Origin of the sequence: Hymenobacter metallicola (genome assembly GCF_004745645.1) — a bacterium.
Taxonomy (GTDB): Bacteria; Bacteroidota; Bacteroidia; order Cytophagales; family Hymenobacteraceae; genus Hymenobacter; species Hymenobacter metallicola.
This window is the reverse complement of record NZ_SRMB01000001.1, coordinates 1102270-1121346: the sequence shown is the minus strand read 5'-3', so window position 1 is coordinate 1121346 and position 19077 is coordinate 1102270. Positions and strand designations below refer to the sequence as shown.

Sequence of the window (19077 nt, the reverse complement as noted above, 5' to 3'; positions counted from 1 at the left end):
CTGACTCCTATGAAATTCAAATCCCTCTTGTGTGGCGGTGGCCGGGCTGTCGTGGTGGCCGGTTTTATCTGGCTCGTAGCCACCGGCCTGCTGGGGTGCGCGGCCGCCAAGCCTACGGCCGCCGCATCCGCTGTTACGACGGTCTACATCGTGCGCCATGCCGAAAAAGACCCCACGCCCGGTCTGCCCGACCCGGTGCTGACGCCGGCCGGCGGGCAGCGGGCCCAGGCCCTGCGGGAAAAGCTGGGCCAGGAGCCCATTGCGGCCATCTTCACCACCAATACCACCCGGACCCGCACCACGGCCGCGCCCCTGGCTGCCAAGCTGCAACTGACGCCGCAGGTGTACGATGCCCGGCAGCTGAGCGCCCTAATCGAGCGAATCAAGACCGAGTACCAAGGTAAAAAAGTGCTGGTCGTGGGCCATTCCAATACGATTCTGGAAACGGCGGAAGCCCTGGGCGCCACCCGTCCCGTGGCTACCGTGCCCGACTACGAGCACAGCTACCTGCTCGAAGTACGCTTGCCGGCCACGGGCGCGGCCACGGCCACGAGCCAGCCGTACGGAGCCGCTACGGTAGTACCGGCCGCTAAATGAGAAGACTGCTCGTGCTGTTACTGGCTGGGCTGGGGCTGGGTAGTGGGCCGGTAGCCGCCCAAACCCTGAACCCGGCCGCCGATTCTGTTGTGCGGCCGGTACCCGGCTCGGCTAGCTTCGTGGGCCCCCCCGATACCTCGGCCCGGCCCACCCGCCTCTACCACGAACGGCTGGCCGGTCCGCGCCGTTTGCGGGGCGCCATTGGCAAGTTCCCGATTACAATGGAGCTGGACTCGGCCAATGGCAGCTACACGGGCGGCTACTACTACGAGCGGTGGGGGGTGTGGCAGGAAGCGCGGTTTGACGCCGGGCCCGGGCCCCGCACCGTGAACGTATGCGAAACGCCGGCCGGGGATATCACCGGGCAACTGCGGCTGCCGGGCAAAAAAGGAGGGACGGTGCGGGGCACCTGGGAAAACGCCGATGGCCGCCGCACGGCTCCCTTCACCCTGCGCGAAACCTACGCCAAGGCGGCCCGCTACGAGCAGGACTTGTGGGAAATGTGGCGCTACAACGCTTGGCGCGAAACCAGTCAGCAACCCCGGGACTCGGCGTTTTTTTACCAGTTCTACCTCGAGGTCAAGCTGCCCCAGAACCCCGGGGCCGAGCGGCGCCTGCGCCAGGTGCTGGCCGCCCCGGTTTCGGCCGAGATGATGCCCCTTTACCTGGACACCCTGCTGCGCCGCAAACAGCGCCAGGATAAAGGCTACCAGTTTCATGGCTCTACCGACGTGGTCTACAATGGCAACAACCTGTTTTCCGTCATGCGGGTGAGCAGCTTTCAGCAGGGTCCGGATTACCAGCCCCACGAATGGTACGACGGGGTTAGCTTCGACCTGCGCACGGGGCGCCGCCTGAAGCTGGCCGATCTGCTGGTCAAAGATTATCAGAAGCGCCTGCTCAGCCTGTTTCAGCGCAGCGTGGAGCGCTACCTGGCCGGCTTGCCGGCCTCCCGGGCCGTGAAAGCTCCCTTGCCCCGCCTGCCCGTAGGCGGATTTGTACTGGCTCCGGCGGGCCTGGTGTTTACGCTCGACGACCGGGACGATGCCCGCCTGAGTAAAGCCGGGGCCGGCACTGCCGACCGGTTTCTGGAAATTGTGCTGACCTATGAGGAGCTGCTGCCGCTCATCAAGCGCAGCGGTCCGCTGGGCCCGGTATTGCAGGAGCGGGGCCTGGTGCCAAAAAAGTAACCTTTGCACGCAGCCCACCCGCGTTTCGTGTTACCTTAGCCCGTCGGTACCGGCGTAAAGAGGCCTGCTGACCCGGTTTTTACTGTTTTTTCTTCGCTGAATTTTCTTGGTTATGCGCTCAATCTTCCGCCGCGGGCTGCTTGTTTCGGGCCTCGGCTTACTGGCTTTCACTTCGCACGCCCAAACCGCTAAAGTCAACAAACCCGACTCGCTCGTTCTGCGCAAAATCTACGACGAAGCCCTGCTGCGCGGGCAGAGCTACGAAAACCTGCGCTACCTCACCGGCCAGATTGGCGGCCGCCTCAGCGGGTCATCCCAGGCCGAGCAGGCCGTGCAGTGGGGCAAGGTCACGATGGAAAAGCTGGGCCTGGACCGGGTGTATCTGCAGGAAGTAATGGTGCCCCACTGGGTGCGCGGGGCCAAGGAAAAAGCGGAAATCAAGGGGGCCAAGGGCAAGGGCCTCGACATGAACGTCTGTGCCCTGGGCGGCTCGGTCGGTACCAATGGCCGCATCAAGGCCCAGGTGGTAGAGGTGCAAAGCTGGGCCGAGCTGGCCGCCCTGCCCGACGAGAAAGTGAAAGGCAAGCTGGTGTTCTTCAACCGGCCCATGAACCCCACCTTTATCGAAACCGGCCAGGCCTACGGCGAAGCCGGAGACCAGCGCCGCAACGGGGCCATCGAAGCCGCCAAGCGCGGTGCCATCGGGGCCCTGGTTCGCTCCCTGTCCCTGGCCCACGACGACTTCCCCCACACCGGCACCATGCGCTACGACGAGAAGGTGACCAAAATTCCGGCTGCCGCCCTGAGCACCAACGGGGCCGACCAGCTCAGCCAGCTGCTCAAAGCCGACCCCGGCCTGACCTTCGAGCTGGAAATGAACTGCGAAACCCTGCCCGAGGTGAAAAGCTACAACGTGGTGGGCGAAATTAAGGGCACCAAGTATCCCAACGAAATCATTGCCGTAGGCGGCCACCTCGACTCCTGGGACCTGGCCCAGGGAGCCCACGACGATGGTACGGGCTGCGTGCAAAGCATGGAGGCGCTGCGGCTGCTCAAGGCCGCCGGGCTCAAGCCCGAGCGCACCGTGCGGGCTGTGCTGTTTATGAACGAGGAAAACGGCGTGCGGGGCGGCACCAAATATGCCGAGCTGGCTAAGTCGGCGGGGGAAAAGCACCTGGCGGCCATGGAGTCGGATGGGGGCGGGTTTACGCCCCGCGGTTTCAACATCGATGCCCCGGCCCCTACCGTCAAAAAGATTCAGCAGTGGCAGCCCTTGTTCCGGCCCTACGGCAGCACCGAGTTCAAGGCCGGCCATTCCGGCACCGACATCGAGCCGCTGAAAGACCAGACCAAGGCCCTCATCGGCTACGACTGCGACGACCAGCGCTACTTCGACATCCACCACACCGCCGCCGACACCTTCGACAAGGTCAACCGTCGGGAGCTGGAGCTGGGCGGGGCCAGCATGGCCAGCCTGATTTATTTGCTGAGCAAGTACGGGCTGTAATCGGGGGGTAATACTGTGCTGGAGAAGAAGGTGCTGATGGTCTTCGCGTGTCGTTGCGAGGCGCTAGCCGAAGCAACCGGTCCGCTGCGCAGTACGCCCTGACTTTTCACCACCAAGCCCTTTTTCCTGGCCTTACGAGGAAAGCGGTGTCAACTCGTCCGCCAGACATACGTCCTGCGTTCTTTTCCCGAAAAGCCCTTTCTCGTTGCGCACGGGGAAGGGCTTTTCACGTAAGAACACGGGGCCTATTGCTGTAGAGTACCGCGCGCCGCCGGGATGGACACGGCTTTAGCCCCCTAATCCATCTATTTGTTAGCCCCCCTTATGTTCCTAGTCGCACTGTTGCCCCCGGAGCCCGTTTTCTCCGAAGTCTGGGCCATGAAGCAGGAAGTGCACCAGCTGACGGGCAGCCGCAACGCCGTGCGCCTGCCCCCGCACATCACCCTGATTCCGCCCCTGCGCCAGCCCGAGGCCTTTGAGCCGGAGTTTCGGGCAACCTTAGCCGAGTTTGCCAAAACCCAGGCCCGTTTTTCCGTCGGCTTGCAGGACTTCCGGTGGTTTGGCAACCGCACGCTCTTTGTGCAGGTGGCCCAGCCCGGGCCGGTGCAGGCGTTTCACGCCGCCCTGGTCGCCTGGTGCGCCCAGCACGCCCCGCGGGTACCCCGCGAAAACCGGCCCTTCACGCCCCATATGACCCTTGCCACCCGCGACTTGCCCACTAGTGCCGTCCCCGAACTGCGTAGCCTTTTCGTCGCCCGCCACTACCAGGCTACCTTCGCAGTCGGCAGCTTCGTGCTTTTTCGCCACGATGGGCAGCAGTGGCGTCAGGTGGAAGAGTTTTACTTGCCGGCTTAAGGAAAAGCCGCTGCCTGACCTGGCGCAGGCATTCCTGGACTCTCCTTAGCTGGTCGTGCCGTGCGAAGCCGCAGCTGGTTGGTAGGGTGGGGGCCGCAAATTTTGTCATGGAAGGCGGCCTTTTCAGGCCCAGCTTGTACCTTCCGGTTTGTATCAAATTACTGCTCCGCTTTGTTTGTGGCTATCCGTTGGTCTGCCGCCCGTTGGGGCAAACTCATTGTTTTTGCCGGTTTACTGCTCGAAAGTGCCGCTCTGCAAGCTGGTACTTTGCCTTCCAGTGAAGTCACTCCAGCCCGCTATTGGGTGCTGCTGCGCAACAAGGCCGGTATGCATTTCAACCCGGCAACGTACTTCGCTGCTCCCGCCCAACTGCGGCGCCAGCGCCAGGGGCTACCCGCGGCCGACAGCACCGATTTTCCCGTCCGCCCCGATTTTGTTCGGCAGATCCGGGCCGTGGCCGATTCCGTGACGCTGGTCAGCCGTTGGTTTAATGCCGTGGCCTGCCGGGCTACTCCGGCCCAAGCCGCCCGCCTGCGCATGCTGCCCGGAGTGGTAAGTGTGGAGCAATGGGAGCAAAGCTCCCTGCAGCTAGCCTCCCAGGCCGGCACAATCGAGCGGGGCAGCATGACCATCACCGCCGACGACCGGCAGCTGGCCCGCCGCCAAACCGCCAGCCTGGGCGGCCCGGCCTTGCGCCAGGCCCGCCTCGAGGGGCAAGGGCTGCGCATTGCCATCTTCGACGTGGGCTTTATCGGCACGGTCCGCCACCCGGCCTTTGCCCAGCTGATTGGCGAGAAGCGCCTGGTTGCCACCTACGACTTTGTCCGGAAGGGCCCCAATGTGTTTGTGGGCGGCACTCATGGCACCGAGGTACTTTCCTGCCTGGCCGGCCTGCTGCCCGATGGTACCGCCCTGGGCTTGGCTCCCAAGGCCGAGTTTCTGCTGGCCCGTACCGAGCGACTCACCCGCGAAATCTACGCCGAGGAGGAAGCCTGGCTGGCCGCCGCCGAGTGGGCCGACCGTAACGGGGCTGATATTATCAACTCGTCGCTGGGCTACACCGACCGGCGCTACTTTCCCGAGCAGATGAACGGGCGTACCAGCCTGGTGGCCCGGGCGGCCGCAATGGCCGTGCGCAAAGGAATTCTGGTGGTAAATGCTGCCGGCAACGATGGGGAAGACCCGGACTGGCCTACTATCGGCACGCCGGCCGATGCCGACTCCGTGCTGACCGTGGGGGGCCTCGACCCGGATACCAACCTGCACATTGATTTCAGCAGCTACGGCCCCAGCGCCGACCGGCGGCTCAAGCCCAATGTCATGGCCTTCGGCACAGTGCTGGCGGCGGCCCCGGGCGGGTACGTGCGCACCCAGGGTACTTCCTTTGCCAGCCCGCTGCTGGCCGGCTTTGCCGCCTGCGCCTGGCAGCAAAATCGTAGTCTGACGGTAATGCAGCTTTTCGAGAGGCTGCAGGCCAGCGCCGACTTGTACCCGTATTTCGACTACGCCCACGGTTATGGGCTGCCCCAGGCGGCAGCCTTGCTCCGGCCCGCTGGGGAAGTCCGTAGTAAGCGTCCAACAGTCGATTTCGTTCACCAAGACACCGTTTTGGCCATTCTGATCCGACCGGAAGCCGCCATTATTCCGGCTCAGGTACTCCCTCTGTATTCCGACTCGGCAACGGTGGTTCGTGCCGCGCAACAAGTGCCGGCGGTAGGGCGGGAGGAACTGGCCCCGCCGCTTAGCCGGCAGCCAGCCCCGGGCCAGGCACTACCCGAGCCGGCGCCGATGGCCCCGGTGCGACCTATGTACCTGTACTGGCACGTAGCCGACCCGCAGGGCGTGTTGCGCAGCTACGAGGTGCGCGAAGTTACCCAACGGGCGGTGCTCCAGATTCCCCGGCGCACCCTGCGCCCCGGCGACACGGTGCGGGTTTGCTACCGGGGCATCACTCAAAGCTATCTGGTCCCATGAGGAAGTCTGGTTTGTTGGTGGTCGGCACCTTGTTAACGGCCGCGGGCCCCGTTGGAGCCCAACGGATTCTGCTGCAGGAAAACCCGGCAGTGGATACCGTGAAAAGTGTCTTTGGCCCTAATCGGGCCTTCTACAATCATTTTTACCTTGGCTACGGCTTTGTGGCCGGTAAGCCCGCCGCTGCCGGGGCCGAGCTGCGCTACCCGGCCTCCGGAGAGCTGGTGCTGGGGCTGCGCAATAAATTCCGGTTGTCGCAGGGGCTGGCGCTGGGCTTGGATCTGCGTTACGCCCGGGTGGCCTACCACCTGGCCCAAAAAGCCCAGAAGCTAGTGCCGAATGCAGCCCAGCACCACCGCGAGTATCTGGCGACGCCCCAGGCGCAGCTGGAAGGCTTTGCCCGGCTCAACTACGGCCGGCGCGGCAATGTCATCGGCCGCTACGTGGATGTGGGCGGCTGGGGCGGCTGGGTTATCAGCACGGCCCACCACTACGAAGACCGGCCGGGCAATGGGGCCAAACGCATAACGGTTACCGAGCACGGGCTTTCGTATCTGCGCCGCTGGAGCTACGGCGTGGGCCTGCGGGCGGGTTCGAGCCGCTACGCCCTGACCGGCCGCTACCGGCTTTCCGACGTGTTTACGGCCGAGGTGCAGCCCCAGTATCCGGAGTTGCCGCGCTGGGTGGTGGGGTTGGAATTAGGCTGGCTTTAATTTGTAAAATACCCGGGCGGGAAAAGGCAACCTTCGGCTGCTTTTTGTGGTACATGCACCCAACAACCCTGCTTTGGTACAAAATTGGCACTGAATTCCTGTCCAGTGAGCAAGGCTGTTCGGGACTTTTGTATTTTGCCGAACTGATTAGAAGATGGTTGATTACCCCACAATGAAAAAACTTTTCCTCCCCGCTGCCTGCGCAGCCCTTTTGCTGCAAACAACATCTTGTATCAACACGGAGCGGGAAGTCGGCACGTCGCAGAACGCGGACAAAGTGTATACGCCCCCCACGTCTACCAGCCGCCTCAACAGCCGTACCGTACTCAATACCGTGCGCACGGCGCATTACTTTTCGAACACTAAGACCAAGGATAACTTCATTCTGCAGCTTCAGGGGCCCAAAATCCTGAATGCCCAGGCCAAGTTTATCATCGTCAGCAGTGCCGGCGACACGCTGCGCAAGGAGATAATGCCGGCCACGGCCCTGCTCGATGAGCGCGAATTGGAAGATCCGCAGGCTGCCACGGTGCGCGACAAGGAAATTGCCATTCTCAAGGGAATGAACAACTTCTTCCGCGAGGACCGCTTCACCCAGCCTGCCGTGCCCAAAGCGGCGGCCCAGCCCGCCGAAATTGATGCGCAGGCCTGGTCGGCGGTGAAGGAAGACAACAAGGCAGTAGGGTTCGACTACATCACCGTTGGTGGGAAAGAGCGCCGTATTGCTTACGCTAAAAAGCTGCAGAAAGCAGTTGTAATTGCCGAGTAAGCTTTTGTTTAGCCCAAACCTCAAAGCCTTTCTGCTCCAGCAGGAAGGCTTTGTTTTTACCGATACTTGTCTGGTTTGAAAGTGTTGTTGTAAGGAATAATAAATTGATTGTCAATAATTTGTTATTCAATTGTGAAAGGATATGTTTAGCTAAAAAAAGAATGGCGCAGCCCCTACCAAGAGCCACGCCATGTCTAAATCCAATCACCTGGGCGAAAGATGAGCGCCGCTGGATGAGGTTTGTATGAAGCGCCTGGAAAGCTTAGCCGTGGGGCGTCGCCGGTTTGGTAAGCCAGCCAATTGCCCCGGAAGTACTGCGCACCAGGCGGAAGCCTTTGAACTCTCCCAGCACGGCCACCTGACTGCGGGCCGGCAGTGTATCGAGCGGAGCAGCAGCGGCTGTGGGATAGGCGTATAAATCGACAGAAGTGGCGAGGGCCTCCTGGCGCAGGGCGGGCGTAGCAGCGGGCACTACCGCCTCGGCCGGCACGTAACCGATGCGGCCGTCGGGCTGCTCGACGCGGTACCAATTAGCCTGGCTGCCAAGCACAAACAGCGGCGTGTTCCGGCTCATGGCCGCTACGGTGGCCCCTTTGGCCGCCGGGCTGCGGCGCAGGGTAGCCGCCTTTTCCCGCACCCGCACCCACTGACCTAGTCGCTCGGGCTTGGTGCGCGGCGCGGGCGGCAGGGCGTCGGCCCGGCGCACAAAAGGGAAGGGGTCGACGGCACCACGGCCGGCCCGGTAGACACCGAAGTGCAGGTGGGGCGTGGTGGTACGGGCATTGCCCGTGTTACCGACTAGGCCCAGCGTGTCGCCTTTTTTAACCAGTTGCCCCGGCTGCACCAGTTGCTTATCGAGGTGAGCATAATAGAGGTGCTGCCCGTGCTGGGTATCGGCTAGCCACACCACGTTGCCCCCGAGCCGGGTGACGCCGGTGCGCGTAATAACCCCCGACACGGCGGCTACGGCGGGCGTGCCGCGCTTGGCAAAAATGTCGATGCCCTCGTGGCGGCGGGCGCCCTGGTCCCGGTCGGCCCCCCAGAAGCTGCCCACGGCCACGTCGTTCTTGCCTTTCACCGGAAAACCCAGCGACGGGGCCCGCTGAATGCGCAGGGTATAGCGGCCCGAGCGCAACAGCTCCGGCTGCACCCGCAGCAGGTGCTGTTGGTCGTCGGCCGCGGCGTAGCTAAAGGACAGCGCCGTGGTATCGGCCGAGGCAATGGGGCTGGGCAAGTGGTTGGGGCTGAGTTCATACGCATCCAAAAACACGTGCGCGTCGGTGCCGGCCGCCAGGGTCAGGCTGATATTAATCTGCTCCCCGGCCCGCACGGCGTAGCGGTAGGAGGCGGCCATAGCCCGGTCGGCGCGAAACAAGCCGGTTTCCTGGAACGGCAGCGTCACGACCAGCGAGTCGCGCAGGGCCCGGTCGGCCGCGGCCAGCCAGTCGCGGCCCAGGGCGGTTTCGTCGAGGTGGGCCTGGCGCAGGCGGCGGGCGTACGCCTCGTGGGGCGTGCTTTTCTGGAAAAGACCCTGCAGGGTTTGCTGCTGGCTGCAGGCGGTGGTTACAAGCAATAAAAGGAAAAAACGGAGCGACAGGCGGATAGCGGACATCGAGCGGAATTGATATACTACCCTAAACCCAGTTTTTGGGGAGCTAGTTCGCTGGGCTCGGGCTGGATAACTGAAGCGCCACCCAGTCAGTCGCAGGCCGGATAGCTCCCGCTTGCTTCTCAGTACCTGCCGCCAGTTTCTTAGCGAAGCCATGCCGTAACCCCGGACGGAAATAGGTATTATTGGTCGACTTTACTGACCTCTATCCAACCTACTGCTATGTTTTCCGCTGCTCGTATCCAGTCTATTCGTAAAAGCAAGGGCCTGTCTCAGGAGGTACTGGCCGAACAGTCGGGGGTGAGCTTGCGCACGATTCAGCGGGTAGAGCAGGGCGAAACCGTGCCGCGCGGCCACACCCTGCAGGCCCTGGCCGCTGCCTTGGACGTGACGCTCGAGGCCCTGCGGACCGAGCCGGAAGCTCCTAGATCTGCCCCCGTGGACTTCGTTCCTTCCCCAGCCCCCGAGGCGGTAGCGGCTACCCAGACCCTGGCGCCGCCGGCCGTTGAAGCTGCTGCGCCCGGTAGTCAGCCGGTCCCGGCCTTGCGGTCCGACCCGGGCTTTGTGCAGCTGCTCAACCTGAGTGCGCTGAGCTTCCTGGCCTTCCCGTTTCTGAACATTGTGGTGCCCCTGCTGCTGTGGCGGGCCCGGCGCCACGACACCGAGCATGTGGCCGAAATCGGGCGGCGGGTGCTGGGCTTTCAGGTGCTATGGCAGGTGGGGTGCTTCTTTGCCTATATGCTGGTGGTACTGGGCAATATCCTCGCCGCCCGCTACCGGCTGCCGGTGTCGGCGGGCGGCTACGTGGGGGTGCTGCTGTTCAGCTACGCCCTGAATGTGCTGACCATTGTGTACCAGGGAGCCCAGCTGCGCCGCGGGAATCTGGACGTGTACCGGGTCCGTTTCTAAAGTTGGGCTTATGAGTAAGTGGTTGACTAATAAATATATAAATCAAGTGGCGGGGAAATGACGCCTAAATGACGCACGGCCGGGTAGGGGCAGCGGGTAGTTTTGAGCCATCAACGAACCCCAACCAGTGCGTTATGAAAACCATCTACAAAGTCCTGCTTTCTATCCTGGCCTTCTTTGCGCTGAGCAGCGTCGGCGGCTATTTTTATTTCCGTAAAAAATTCCAGGCCCCCGCCAATCAGCTGGTCGTGACAGGGCTGCCCGCTACCAGTTCGTTTGTGTGGCTGGCCGACAGCACCACCAAACCCGTGACGGCGCACGCGGCTATTCTGCTCCCGGTTCGGCTGCCCGGCTGCCCCCGCACCTGCTACGTGCAGTTCGATACCGGCGCCCCGACTTCTCTCTTCTATGGCAAGTCGCTGGCGGCGCTGCGCACGCGCTACCCCGCCACCCAGGCCGCGCTGCCCGTGCAGAACGATACGCTCCACAACCTGTCGTTTCCGCTGGGGCAAGGCCGCATCCTGGCCCGCCGCCTCCGGGTCATTCAGTACGGTGCCAGCGGAGTGCCGGCCGACACCACCCGCCCCTTTATCATCGGCACGCTGGGCGCCGATGTGCTCGATGGCCGGGCCCTGGTACTCGACTACGCCCGCCAGCAGTTTGGTCTCCACGATAGGTTGCCGGCCGGCCTGGCCCAGCAGGCTGCCTTCACGCCGCTGTCCTTCGCCGAGCGCCGCGTGCAGTTCACGGCCACTGTGGAAGGACAGTCGCGGCAGCTGTTGTTCGACTCCGGCAGCAGTGCCTTCGCCTTGCTGACCAGCAAAGACAATTTCGAAGCCCTGGCCCGACCGGCCGCTCCGGTGCAAGTGGCGTCGGTCAACTCGCTGGGCCGAACACTGACTTCTTATACCGTGGCTACCCCGGCGGCCCTGCAGGTGGGCACGGCCGCCGTGCCGCTCGGCACCGTAACCCACATTGAAGGCACCCGCTTTACGGAGGAAATGCTGATGCGCTTTTCGGGCATGGGCGGGATGTTGGGCAACGCCCCCTTCGTAACCCGTACCCTGATTCTGGATGTGCGCGGCGGGCGGTTAGGCATCCTCTAGGCCAGATCCATTGAGCGGAGTTAGCCGTTATCGGGTGGGCGCTTACCTTTGCCTTCCTCACCCACCCAACCCGCCACCTCTATGAAGCTCATCGAATGCCCCCGCGACGCCATGCAGGGCCTGACCGAGTTTATTCCTACCGCTACCAAAACCAGCTACCTCAACGCCCTGCTGCGCGTGGGTTTCGACACACTCGACTTCGGCTCGTTCGTCTCCCCGAAAGCCATTCCGCAGCTGCGCGACACGGCTGAAGTGCTGGCCGGCCTCGACCTGAGCCAGACCCGCACCAAGCTGCTGGCCATTGTGGCCAACCTGCGCGGGGCCGAAACGGCGGTCAGCTTCCCCGAAATTCAGTATATCGGCTTTCCGCTGTCGGTGTCCGAAACCTTCCAGCTGCGCAACACCAACAAGACCATTCCCGAAGCCCTGGCCGAGCTGAACGCCATGCAGAACCTCTGCGAGAAAGCCGGCAAAACTCTGGTCACCTACCTGTCGATGGGCTTCGGCAACCCTTACGGCGACCCGTGGAGCCCCGAAACCGTGGCTGAGTTCACCCAGACGCTAGCCGATATGGATGTGCGCATCGTGGCCCTGTCCGACACCATCGGGGCTTCGTCGGCGGCTACCATCGAGCCGCTGTTTCGTCAGCTCATTCCGGCCTTTCCCAATATTGAATTTGGCGCCCACCTGCACACCACGCCCAGCACCTGGCGCGAGAAAGTGGCCGCGGCCTACACGGCCGGCTGCCGCCGCTTCGACGGGGCCCTGGGCGGCATCGGGGGCTGCCCCATGGCCGCCGACCAGCTGACCGGCAACATGCCCACGGAAAACCTGGTGGCTTACTTTGCTGAAATTGGGCAGGAAACCGGCCTCGACCCCAAGGCCTTTACGCAGGCTTGGCAGGCAGCCGGCTCCGTGTTTCATTTTTGACACTAGGTCAGTTTGTTGAGCTTGTGCCTTGCTCTTTCCTGGCTACTTTGGAGGTAGCGCCGCATATTTGCGTCTCATCGTTGAAGAATCAAGGCTGTTCCTTTCGGACGTCGCAACGATTCTGACGCAAATGTGCGTCGATATCCTCCCTGCTAAACCACACGCCATGCCTACTGCCGTCGACTTGTTTATTCCCTGCTTCGTGGATCAGCTCTTTCCCGACACGGCCATGAACATGGTGAAGGTGCTGGAAAAGCTGGGCTGCGCGGTGCACTACAACGGCAACCAAACCTGCTGCGGGCAACCAGCCTACAACGCGGGTTACAAAGCCGAAAGCTGCTCGGTGGCCACCAAGTTCCTGCACGATTTTCCCTCCGACACGGGCCGCTACATCGTGAGTCCGTCGGCTTCCTGCGTGGGCATGGTGCGCAATACCTACGCCGAACTCTTCGAGAATACGCCCGAGCAGAAGCAGTACCACAGCGTGCAGCGCCGCATCTTCGAAATGACTGAATTCATTGTGGATGTGCTGGGCGTGTCCTCTATCAAAGGGGCCCAGCTGCCGGGCAAGTACACCTACCACGACTCCTGCTCGGCCCTGCGGGAGTGCGGCATCCGGGAGGCCCCGCGCCAGCTGCTCGACGCCGTGCAGGGCCTGGAGCGCCTGGAAATGGCCGAAACCGAAACCTGCTGCGGCTTCGGTGGCACCTTTGCCGTGAAATTCGAAGCCATTTCCGTTGCCATGGCCGAGCAGAAAGTGGAGCACGCCCTGGCCACCGGCGCCGACTACCTCATCAGCACCGACACGAGCTGCCTGATGCACCTGGACGCCTACATCCGCCGTGAGAAAAAGCCCATCAAAACCATGCATGTGGCTGATGTGCTGGCCAGTGGGTGGTAGAAGCAGTGTCCTTGCGAGGCCGAAGGCTGTGGCAATCCGTCCTCTGAACTGTGCTGAGTGTTCTAACGTGAAAAGCCCCTCACTACAAGCGTAGTAAGGGGCTTTGGGTTTAAGGTCGGGGTGTACTTCGCAGAGGACGGATTGCTTCGTCGTACCTCCTTGCAAGGACACGAAAAACTACAGCAGCTTCTGAATCCGCTGCTTCAGGCCTTCGGTGGCTTCGAGCAGGGGCAGGCGGGCGGCGGGGGAGCACAGGCCCAGCGCTTCCAGCACGGCTTTGATACCCACGGGATTAGCTTCCTCGTACATCAGCGGGTTCAGGGGCAGAAACTCGAACAGTAGCTTGGTAGCCGCGGCGTAGTCGCCGGCCAGGGCCAGGCGGGTCATGTCGCTCATGCGCTTGGGGTAGGCATTGCCCAATACGCTGATAACGCCCTCGGCCCCGAAGGAAATCATGGGCGTCGTGAGCATATCGTCGCCGCTGATGAGCAGGAAGCCCTCGGGTCGGCGGGCGGCTATGGCCATGCACTGCTCCAGGTTGCCGCTGGCTTCCTTGATGCCGATGATGTTGGGGTGCTGGGCCAGGCGCAGCGTGGTTTCGGCCGTCAGGTTGGAACTGGTGCGGCCGGGCACGTTGTAGAGCAGGATGGGCAGCGGGCTCAGGTCGGCCAGGCGCAGGTAGTGCTGGATGATGCCCTGCTGGCTGGGCTTGTTATACGCCGGGCTGGCGGAGAGAATGGCCGTGATGCCCGTCAAATCGGTGGTGCGCAGCAGGGTTTCGAGGCCGGCCGTGTCGTTGCCGCCGATGCCGTACACGAGGGGTACGCGGCCCGCTACATGTTCTTTCACGACCCGCAAGATTTCGGCTTTTTCCTCGGCCGTCGTCGTGGGCGACTCGGCCGTGGTGCCGTTGATAACGAGGTATTCCACGCCACCGTCGATGTTGAAATCGAGCAGGCGACGCAGGGCGGGGTAGTCGACGGCGTGGTCGGGGGCGGGGGTGAAGGGCGTGATGAGCGCAACGCCCGTGCCGCGAAGTTTGTCCATGCGGGGAATTAGCTGTTGTTTTGTGACTTGGAAGGTCCGCGGCGAAGATACAATGCTCTTGGTCAAGGTCGGCTTCCGGCATTTTCTCCCCAAAAGTACCGGGTCTGGCCGTGTGCCGCCGCAATTCACCCAATGATTTTGTTCCGTACCCCGCTTTTTGCGGCCGCCGCAGCCCTGGCAGCCAGCTCATTTCTCACCGCCTGCGACACCAAGCCTGCCACAGCCTCCGAAGCCGGCAGCCCCACGGCTGAAGCCATAGCCTCCGATTCGGCCGCCACGGCCGCCGCCATGTCGGGCACTACGGCTACGGCTACCGACGAGGCCAACGCCACCCCGGCCCCCGACCCGAGCAGCATTCCGGCCAGCAAAATTGCCGACGCAGCCACCATCACGGCCCGTCCCCAGGTGCCGATTCTGTGCTACCACCAGATCCGGGACTGGCGCGCCAAAGACTCCAAAGGCGCTAAGGACTACATCGTTCCGGTGCAGCAGTTCAAGGACCAGATTAAGATGCTGGCCGACTCGGGCTACCACACCATTCTGCCCGACCAGCTCTACGCCTACCTAACCACGGGCGCCAAGCTGCCGAGCAAGCCCATCATGCTCACCTTCGACGACACCGACCTCGACCAGTTCACCGTCGCCAAGCCTACGCTCGACAAGTACGGCTACAAGGCTGTTTACTTCGTGATGACCGTGAGCCTGGGCCGCCCCAACTACATGAGCAAGGCCCAGGTAAAGCAGCTTTCCGACGAGGGTAACGTTATCGGCTCCCACACCTGGGACCACCACAACGTGAAGAAGTACCAGGGTGAAGACTGGGTAACCCAGATTGAAAAGCCCACCAAGACCCTGGAGGAAATCACGGGCAAGGAAATCAAGTATTTTGCCTACCCCTTCGGCCTCTGGAACCCCGAAGCCATCCCGCAGCTGAAGCAGCGCGGCATGGTAGCGGCCTTTATCCTAGCCGAGAAGCGCGACCAGCAGGACCCGCTCTTCACCATCCGCCGCATCATTGCCAGCGGCTACTGGAAACCCCGGACCCTGCACAACAGCATCGTGCAGAGCTTCTAGTAAGTTGAAGCGGGCGAAGAACAGCTTCGTCTTAAACAAGAAGTCCCAACGCCGGCGCCGGCGTTGGGACTTCTTGTTTGAAATTAGCCAAAGAAATCAGGCGGCAATGCTTGAAGTTCTGTCAATATCTGGTCCCGAACGGCTTCACTCGTGCAGGCCAAAGATAAGCTCCAGTTGTCAAGACGAAGGGTGGCATCCGAGCCTAGTAGTTTAAAATCCGTTACGTAGCCGTCCAGAATGTCGATTAACGGCGGTAGAGGAAAATGGTACATGGCCGCTAAGTGAGCGAGCAGGCACTGAAACATAAAAGTCTCGACAGGCTCAATCTCGATGCTGGGCCAGCGGTTGCCAACCCATCTACTGGAAACAAACTGCGCCATCAGATCTACTCGGTCTTCACCCCCGCCGCTTTCAGGTCTTTATAGGCTCCAGCATTTACCAGCTTACGAAATCCTTTTTCCTGCAACAGCCCGGCGGCTTTGCCGCTGCGGTTGCCGGAGGCGCAGTAGAGCACGTAGGTTTGAGTGGTGTCGAGGCCGGCTAGCAGGGTGGGGAAGTTCGGGTCCCGGAAGTTCAGGTTCTGGGCGCCCTGCAGATGGCCGGTGGCATATTCCTCCGGTGTGCGCACGTCGAGCACGACTACGTTGCGCTTCTTCAGCAGCTTCTTGGCTTCGGTGGCCGGGGTAATGGGCAAGGCGGGCGCCGCTGGTTGCTGGCCATTGAAGCTGGGGGCCGGCAACGAGGTGCTGGCGGAAGCGGCAGTTTGGGCCAGGACCGACGGAGCACTCAGCAACGCGCTGAGCACGGCCACGCAATAGGCGGAGCGAATCATAGGCTGAGCAAAAGAGGGAGAGGCTGACTAAGAACAGCCGTGGGGCGAAAAAGTGCCCCACCCAAGGGGCGGTACAACCGTGAGCCGGGGTGGGAATAGACCGGCTTGCAGCAAGGCGCGGTCCGGCTCACGGTTGAGACCAATTACCACCGGAACAGTGGTTTCAGCCGCTAAAATAAGGAACCTTGCTGACCTAAATCGTTTGCAGTGGATTTAGGTGCCGGAAAAGTCTGCTCGGAAGCCGTTTCGGCGCTGGAATCGAGGTTTTGGGGAGCTAAAATTTCTTCTTCATCTTCCGCCTGCGTCTCCGTCGGAATCATGGCCAGCAAATCGGTTTCCGTAATGATGGGCACTTTCAGCTCGGTGGCCTTTTCGCGCTTGGCGGGCCCCATTTTGTCGCCGGCTACCAGGTAGCTGAGTTTTTTGCTGATGGAGCCCGTGATTTTGCCCCCGTTCTGCACGATCAGCTGCTGGAGCTCTTCGCGGCTGTGCTGCTCAAATACGCCCGACAGCACGAAGGTGAGTCCCGCCAGCCGGTCGCTGACGGCCTTGGGTGCTTCGCCCGTTAGGGCCAGTTGCACCCCGGCGGCCCGCAGGCGCTCCACAATCTGGCGGTTGCTTTCGTCCTGCGTCCAGGCGGCCAGGTTAACGGCAATGACATTGCCGACTTCGGGCACAGCGGCCATATCGGTAGCCGAGGCCTGCAGGATGGCGTCCATGCTGCGGTAGTGCGCGGCCAGCTTTTCGGCCACGGTTTCGCCCACGTACCGGATGCCCAGGCCGAACAGAACCCGGTCGAAAGGCACCTGCTTGCTGGCTTCCACGCCATTGAGCAGGTTCTGAATCGATTTTTCGCCCAGGCGCTCCAACCCCGTGAGCTTCTCGGTTGAGAGGTCGTAGATGTCGGCTGGGGTGCGTACCAGGCCCAGGTCGAAGAAGCGGCCCACGGTTTCGGCCCCCAGCCCGTCGATGTTCAGGGCCTTACGGCTTACGTAGTGCTCCAGCTTGGCCTTGAGTTGGGGGGCGCACCCCGTGTCGTTAGGGCAGCGGAAATGGGCTTCGCCCTCGGGCCGGATCAGCGGCGTGCCGCAGGCGGGGCACTCGGTCGGGTACTGAATCGGTTGGCTGTCCTCGGGCCGGGCCGAGAGGTCCACACCGGTTATTTTGGGAATAATTTCCCCGCCTTTCTCCACGAACACCAGGTCGCCGAGGCGCAAATCGAGGGCGGCAATCTGGTTGGCGTTGTGCACCGAAGCGCGCTTCACTACCGTGCCGGCCAACGGAACCGGGGTAAGCATGGCTACCGGCGTCACGGCCCCGGTGCGGCCCACCTGGTACTGAATGCTGTTGAGGCGGGTGCGGGCGGCCTCGGCCGGGTACTTGTAGGCAATGGCCCAGCGCGGGCTCTTGGACGTGAAGCCCAACACTTCCTGCTGCCGGAAGTCGTCCACTTTAATCACGATGCCGTCGGTGGCGACGGGCAGCTCGAAGCGTTTTTTCTCCCAGTGGTGAATAAAGTCCAGCACCTCCTCAATGGAATGGCACCGGCGCCAGGTGTCGGAAACCGGCAGGCCCCAGGCCTTCAAGGCTTCCAAAGAGGCGCTGTGGGTGTGAAACACGCCCCGGCCGGGGCTCAGAAAGCTGTAGGCAAAAAAGCGCAGGCGGCGGGCCGCTACCAAAGCCGAGTCTTGGAGCTTCAGCGTGCCGCTGGCCGCGTTGCGCGGGTTGGCCAGCAGAGCTTCGCCGTTTTGTTCCCGTTCCTTATTAAGATCGTCGAACACGCCCAGGGGCATAAAAATCTCCCCGCGCACCTCAAACTCGGCCGGCTGGTTGGGGGCCGGGCGCAGGTGCAGGGGCAGATTCTTGATGGTGCGTACGTTGTTGGTTACCACGTCGCCGCGGGTACCGTCGCCGCGGGTCACACCCTGGGTCAGCTGGCCGTTTTCGTAGGTCAGGCTCATGGCCACGCCGTCGAACTTCATTTCGCAGACGTAGGCAAACTCGGCCCCTTCCAGGCCCCGGCGCACCCGCTCGTCGAAGTCGCGCAGGTCGGCCTCGGAGTAGGTGTTGCCCAGGCTCAGCATGGGGTACTTGTGCAGGGCCGTCGGAAATTGCTTGGTGATGGTACCGCCCACGCGCTGGGTAGGGGAGTTGGGCAAGGCCAGCTCCGGGTACTGCTTTTCGAGCTCCTGCAGGTCCGCCAGCAGCTGGTCAAACTCCTGGTCGGATACTTCCGAAATGTCTTGCTGGTAATACTGGTGGTTGAGGTAGTGCAGCCGCTCGGTAAGGGCCGTTATTTTCTCCTGAATGGCGGTGGTATCGGACATACGTTTGGGAAGCTGAACCGGGAGGTGGAAGAGAACCGTAGGGGGGAAGTAACAACGATTCAGCCGGCTAAAAATACGCGGCCGTCCCCGGTTTTGGCCACCTGATTTTGCTTGGCCCTGTAAAAAACAAAGGCCCTCACGCGGAGGGCCTTGTTCCTTAGGTTGCTAGGGCGATGCTGCTTACTGGGCTACCAGCACCCCGTCGGCCTCGAAGTTGAGCTGCTCTTCGGGCTGGGTAATGGCGGCCACTTCCTTCGCCGATTTGCCGGCATCCTTGGCGTAGTGCTGCAAATCGGCCACGGGTACTACTTCGCGGTGGGCCCAGCCATTGACCACCACCGTTTTACCGCTGATGTCCTTGGGCACGAAGAAAGCGTAGTCCTTGAACCGCACCCGCATCGGCTTGCCGTCGGCTGTAGTCATCGTCAGCCAGCAGCCCTTGGCCTGGCAGACCGCGTCGGCGGTGCCGACCAGCTTTACCTGGGCCGAATCCTGCTGGCCCAGCACCTGGCGCAGCTCACTCATGGGGCGCGCCCCGTCGGCAGTAATGGCCGCCCCGAAGGTCTTGCCCGTAAGGGCCGGCGCGGCCGCCGCTACGTCCGGAGTAGTTGCTTCAGTGGTAGAAGGCGACGACTGGCAGGCTGCCAGGGTGGCCAGGCCAGCGGCCAGCCAGAAGGATTTAGGGAGCAGGAGCATAGGGACGGGGCAAAAAAGAGGGGCCGAAGTTTCGGCCCCTAAAA

At 62.3% G+C, this 19077-nt stretch carries 18 protein-coding genes; 12 read left to right on the top strand and 6 right to left on the bottom strand.

The features are described from left to right. The first annotated feature begins 9 nt into the window (after positions 1-9). The 7 genes from E5K02_RS04720 to E5K02_RS04690 all read left to right on the top strand — a co-directional run bounded on the left by E5K02_RS04720 (position 10) and on the right by E5K02_RS04690 (position 7602). On the top strand, positions 10-597 hold the full coding sequence (locus tag E5K02_RS04720; protein ID WP_135392560.1) for a histidine phosphatase family protein: 588 nt from the start codon (positions 10-12) through the stop codon (positions 595-597). After that, positions 594-1787, top strand: coding sequence for a hypothetical protein (locus E5K02_RS04715; protein ID WP_135392558.1), 1194 nt, complete (start codon positions 594-596; stop codon positions 1785-1787). The genes E5K02_RS04720 and E5K02_RS04715 overlap by 4 nt, the downstream gene beginning before the upstream one ends. A 112-nt stretch (positions 1788-1899) precedes the next feature. Next, on the top strand, positions 1900-3294 hold the full coding sequence (locus E5K02_RS04710; RefSeq protein WP_135392556.1) for a M20/M25/M40 family metallo-hydrolase: 1395 nt from the start codon (positions 1900-1902) through the stop codon (positions 3292-3294). A 324-nt stretch (positions 3295-3618) separates the two neighbouring features. Continuing rightward, complete coding sequence (locus E5K02_RS04705) at positions 3619-4149, top strand: 2'-5' RNA ligase family protein (protein ID WP_135392554.1); 531 nt, start codon at positions 3619-3621, stop codon at positions 4147-4149. A gap of 177 nt (positions 4150-4326) precedes the next feature. Beyond that, positions 4327-6123 (top strand): S8 family serine peptidase, encoded by a 1797-nt coding sequence (locus E5K02_RS04700; RefSeq protein ID WP_167856283.1) that lies wholly within the window; start codon positions 4327-4329, stop codon positions 6121-6123. Next, positions 6120-6833 (top strand): hypothetical protein, encoded by a 714-nt coding sequence (locus tag E5K02_RS04695; protein ID WP_135392550.1) that lies wholly within the window; start codon positions 6120-6122, stop codon positions 6831-6833. Before E5K02_RS04700 ends, E5K02_RS04695 begins: the two co-directional genes overlap by 4 nt. A 172-nt stretch (positions 6834-7005) precedes the next feature. Then, positions 7006-7602: a hypothetical protein gene (locus E5K02_RS04690; RefSeq protein ID WP_135392548.1), complete on the top strand. Its 597-nt coding sequence runs from the start codon at positions 7006-7008 to the stop codon at positions 7600-7602. Between the two features lie 262 nt (positions 7603-7864). Here E5K02_RS04690 and E5K02_RS04685 read toward each other — a convergent pair whose 3' ends face one another. Next, a complete protein-coding gene (locus E5K02_RS04685; protein WP_135392546.1) occupies positions 7865-9175 on the bottom strand; it encodes a M23 family metallopeptidase in 1311 nt (436 codons plus the stop codon). A 258-nt stretch (positions 9176-9433) separates the two neighbouring features. Here E5K02_RS04685 and E5K02_RS04680 point away from each other — a divergent pair, with 258 nt between their 5' ends. The 4 genes from E5K02_RS04680 (at position 9434) to E5K02_RS04665 (ending at position 13057) form a co-directional block, all read left to right on the top strand. Next, positions 9434-10120 carry a helix-turn-helix domain-containing protein gene (locus E5K02_RS04680; protein ID WP_135392544.1) on the top strand — a complete coding sequence of 229 codons (687 nt, stop codon included), beginning with the start codon at positions 9434-9436 and terminating at the stop codon, positions 10118-10120. Positions 10121-10254: 134 nt separating this feature from the next. Beyond that, positions 10255-11226 carry a hypothetical protein gene (locus tag E5K02_RS04675; protein ID WP_135392542.1) on the top strand — a complete coding sequence of 324 codons (972 nt, stop codon included), beginning with the start codon at positions 10255-10257 and terminating at the stop codon, positions 11224-11226. An 81-nt stretch (positions 11227-11307) separates the two neighbouring features. Beyond that, positions 11308-12156, top strand: a complete 849-nt coding sequence (locus E5K02_RS04670; RefSeq protein WP_135392540.1) for a hydroxymethylglutaryl-CoA lyase — start codon at positions 11308-11310, stop codon at positions 12154-12156. Positions 12157-12322: 166 nt separating this feature from the next. Further along, positions 12323-13057 carry a (Fe-S)-binding protein gene (locus E5K02_RS04665; RefSeq protein ID WP_135392538.1) on the top strand — a complete coding sequence of 245 codons (735 nt, stop codon included), beginning with the start codon at positions 12323-12325 and terminating at the stop codon, positions 13055-13057. A gap of 177 nt (positions 13058-13234) precedes the next feature. Here the strand turns inward: E5K02_RS04665 and dapA are convergent, their stop codons facing one another. Further along, on the bottom strand, positions 13235-14104 hold the full coding sequence (gene dapA / locus E5K02_RS04660) for a 4-hydroxy-tetrahydrodipicolinate synthase (RefSeq protein WP_135392536.1): 870 nt from the start codon (positions 14102-14104) through the stop codon (positions 13235-13237). A gap of 132 nt (positions 14105-14236) precedes the next feature. On the opposite strand from dapA, the gene E5K02_RS04655 reads away from it, so the two are divergent. Next, on the top strand, positions 14237-15178 hold the full coding sequence (locus E5K02_RS04655; protein WP_135392534.1) for a polysaccharide deacetylase family protein: 942 nt from the start codon (positions 14237-14239) through the stop codon (positions 15176-15178). Between the two features lie 83 nt (positions 15179-15261). On the opposite strand, the gene E5K02_RS25455 is transcribed toward E5K02_RS04655, so the two are convergent. The 4 genes from E5K02_RS25455 to E5K02_RS04640 form a co-directional block, all read right to left on the bottom strand. Further along, positions 15262-15558: a hypothetical protein gene (locus tag E5K02_RS25455; RefSeq protein WP_167856282.1), complete on the bottom strand. Its 297-nt coding sequence runs from the start codon at positions 15556-15558 to the stop codon at positions 15262-15264. Positions 15559-15563: 5 nt separating this feature from the next. Continuing rightward, positions 15564-16010: a rhodanese-like domain-containing protein gene (locus tag E5K02_RS04650; protein ID WP_135392532.1), complete on the bottom strand. Its 447-nt coding sequence runs from the start codon at positions 16008-16010 to the stop codon at positions 15564-15566. Between the two features lie 170 nt (positions 16011-16180). Next, positions 16181-18337, bottom strand: coding sequence for an NAD-dependent DNA ligase LigA (ligA, locus tag E5K02_RS04645; RefSeq protein ID WP_135392530.1), 2157 nt, complete (start codon positions 18335-18337; stop codon positions 16181-16183). A 180-nt stretch (positions 18338-18517) separates the two neighbouring features. Next, positions 18518-19033, bottom strand: coding sequence for a DUF4920 domain-containing protein (locus E5K02_RS04640; RefSeq protein WP_135392528.1), 516 nt, complete (start codon positions 19031-19033; stop codon positions 18518-18520). Positions 19034-19077 lie beyond the last annotated feature (44 nt).

Coding starts and splice junctions, on each gene's coding strand:
- E5K02_RS04720 (WP_135392560.1), top strand. CDS start 10: ATGAAATTCAAATCCCTCTTGTGTGGCGGTGGCCGGGCTGTCGTGGTG.
- E5K02_RS04680 (WP_135392544.1), top strand. CDS start 9,434: ATGTTTTCCGCTGCTCGTATCCAGTCTATTCGTAAAAGCAAGGGCCTG.
- E5K02_RS04715 (WP_135392558.1), top strand. CDS start 594: ATGAGAAGACTGCTCGTGCTGTTACTGGCTGGGCTGGGGCTGGGTAGT.
- E5K02_RS04665 (WP_135392538.1), top strand. CDS start 12,323: ATGCCTACTGCCGTCGACTTGTTTATTCCCTGCTTCGTGGATCAGCTC.
- E5K02_RS04655 (WP_135392534.1), top strand. CDS start 14,237: ATGATTTTGTTCCGTACCCCGCTTTTTGCGGCCGCCGCAGCCCTGGCA.
- ligA (WP_135392530.1), bottom strand. CDS start 18,337: ATGTCCGATACCACCGCCATTCAGGAGAAAATAACGGCCCTTACCGAG.
- E5K02_RS04640 (WP_135392528.1), bottom strand. CDS start 19,033: ATGCTCCTGCTCCCTAAATCCTTCTGGCTGGCCGCTGGCCTGGCCACC.
- E5K02_RS04705 (WP_135392554.1), top strand. CDS start 3,619: ATGTTCCTAGTCGCACTGTTGCCCCCGGAGCCCGTTTTCTCCGAAGTC.
- E5K02_RS04650 (WP_135392532.1), bottom strand. CDS start 16,010: ATGATTCGCTCCGCCTATTGCGTGGCCGTGCTCAGCGCGTTGCTGAGT.
- E5K02_RS25455 (WP_167856282.1), bottom strand. CDS start 15,558: ATGGCGCAGTTTGTTTCCAGTAGATGGGTTGGCAACCGCTGGCCCAGC.
- E5K02_RS04675 (WP_135392542.1), top strand. CDS start 10,255: ATGAAAACCATCTACAAAGTCCTGCTTTCTATCCTGGCCTTCTTTGCG.
- E5K02_RS04690 (WP_135392548.1), top strand. CDS start 7,006: ATGAAAAAACTTTTCCTCCCCGCTGCCTGCGCAGCCCTTTTGCTGCAA.
- E5K02_RS04695 (WP_135392550.1), top strand. CDS start 6,120: ATGAGGAAGTCTGGTTTGTTGGTGGTCGGCACCTTGTTAACGGCCGCG.
- E5K02_RS04710 (WP_135392556.1), top strand. CDS start 1,900: ATGCGCTCAATCTTCCGCCGCGGGCTGCTTGTTTCGGGCCTCGGCTTA.
- dapA (WP_135392536.1), bottom strand. CDS start 14,104: ATGGACAAACTTCGCGGCACGGGCGTTGCGCTCATCACGCCCTTCACC.
- E5K02_RS04670 (WP_135392540.1), top strand. CDS start 11,308: ATGAAGCTCATCGAATGCCCCCGCGACGCCATGCAGGGCCTGACCGAG.